This is a genomic window from Bulleidia sp. HCP3S3_C9 (assembly GCF_052064035.1).
In the GTDB taxonomy this organism is placed as follows: Bacteria; Bacillota_I; Bacilli_A; order Erysipelotrichales; family Erysipelotrichaceae; genus Bulleidia.
Genome location: NZ_JBQHWJ010000105.1, coordinates 1 through 1,800 on the forward strand (window position 1 = coordinate 1; position 1,800 = coordinate 1,800).

Annotated in this window: 1 protein-coding gene; it reads left to right on the top strand. The window is 39.5% G+C overall.

The features are described 5' to 3' along the window. Positions 1-128 precede the first annotated feature (128 nt). The gene (locus tag ACTND6_RS10940) at positions 129-1,259 is read left to right on the top strand and encodes an IS110 family transposase (protein ID WP_441024269.1); all 1,131 of its coding nucleotides are present in this window, start codon (positions 129-131) and stop codon (positions 1,257-1,259) included. Positions 1,260-1,800: the final 541 nt, after the last annotated feature.

The window sequence follows — 1,800 nt, forward strand, 5'->3', positions numbered from 1 at the left end:
AATAGACAATATGAAATGACCTCCCAATAACTTGTAGCAGCGAGGATCATCCGAGATATACTTGTTATTGGTAATAAAAACAAGAGTATTAGGAAGTTGCCTTAATACAAGAAAGGAAGGCCGTTATCATGATAACATGTTTTATCGGAATTGATGCACATACTACAAATTACACACTCTCTACTGCTATAGATGCAGAAGACAAGCCATTCAACACCTGCAAGTATGCTCCAAAGCTTACTTATATCTTGAAATATGCTAATGCATTATGCAAGAAATACAATCTTAAAAAGGAAGATATTCTTCTTGGCTACGAAGCAGGATGTCTCGGTTTCAAGTTGCAGCGTGATCTGAACGAAAATGGATTCAACTGTGTCGTTATGGCTCCAAGTACCATTCCTGGTACTGCCATAAATCGCAGAAAGAAAACAAAGAACGATATTCGTGATGCTGAAGCAATTGCCAAAGCTTTACGCAATGATGATTACAGTTCTGTAGCTACACCTGACGAAGAAGATGAAGCTATTCGTGAATTTATTCGTGCACGTGAAGATGTTCGTATGGAACTGAAGCGCTGTAAGCAGCACATCATGGCTTTCTGTAACCGCCATGGTCAGCACTACGAAGAAACTGGATGGACTCAGAAACACATGAAGTGGTTGAATAATCTTGCTTTCTCACAGCCTGTTCTGAAAGAAACATTGAACAGTTTACTTTTAGAATATGAATATCTTACTGAGAAGCTTGAAGAAAAAGACAGACGCATCGAAGAATTTGCACAGATGGATAAATACAGAGAATCTGTACATAAACTTACATGTTTTAAAGGTATTAAGACACTCACTGCTTTAGCTGTCATTGTAGAGATTGGAGATTTCGCAAGATTCATGAAAGCCAAGAATTTTGTTGCCTATCTGGGATTGTCTGTTGGTGAGCAGAGTAGTGGTAACGATCATAACCAGACTGGCATTACCAAACAGGGGAACAGATTTATCCGCAAATTACTGACAGAAGCAGCACAGTGCTTTTCAAGAGCTACATCAAAAAAGAGTAAAGAGTTGAAGAAGAGGCAAGAAGGTAATGTCGAAGAAGTCATTGCCTATGCAGATAAAGCCAATGAACGCTTAAGAAAGAGATATCACCATCTTGTTATTCACAATATGAAGAGTCCAAATAAGGCCAAGTGTGCGATAACAAGAGAGCTTGCATGCTTTATATGGGGAATGATGACGGATAATATCCATACTGTTCTTGTGTGATAGAAGTGATGTCTGTTGTCCATTCCGCTATTCCACGATCCGCTTGACAGCCGGGTTCCATCTCCCTGCACCCTCAAAAAACCGTGTCTCCAAAAAAATAAAGTCCTTTGGCAACACGGTTAACAAGTGTAGCAGGAAGATTTCCAGCTATAAAGCAGCTTTCGCGGCATATGCTCATTCACAAGCTAAATGTGAGAAAGATAAGGTGATAAAAGAAAGTCTGGTTTAATCAATGAAAAAGATAATCAATAGAATGAAGAGATCAAGGAGATAAGGAAGGAGTGACCGGACAATACGGACGGTTCAGCTATCTGCGAATCAACTATGATGGCACAGCTTCTTTATGTGATCCAAGAAAATAGAGTACAGAGCTGGCGGCGAAACCATTGACCTGGTGGGGTGGAAATTCATTTCCTGATACACGAATAACAGAGTGGCCAACTACCGAGAACTGTTACAATTCGGAACTCTTTCCTTATCTTCTTCGATAAATGACATTCAAAAAGTTATCTTTTGCTTGACAAAGGTCATTTCATAACAG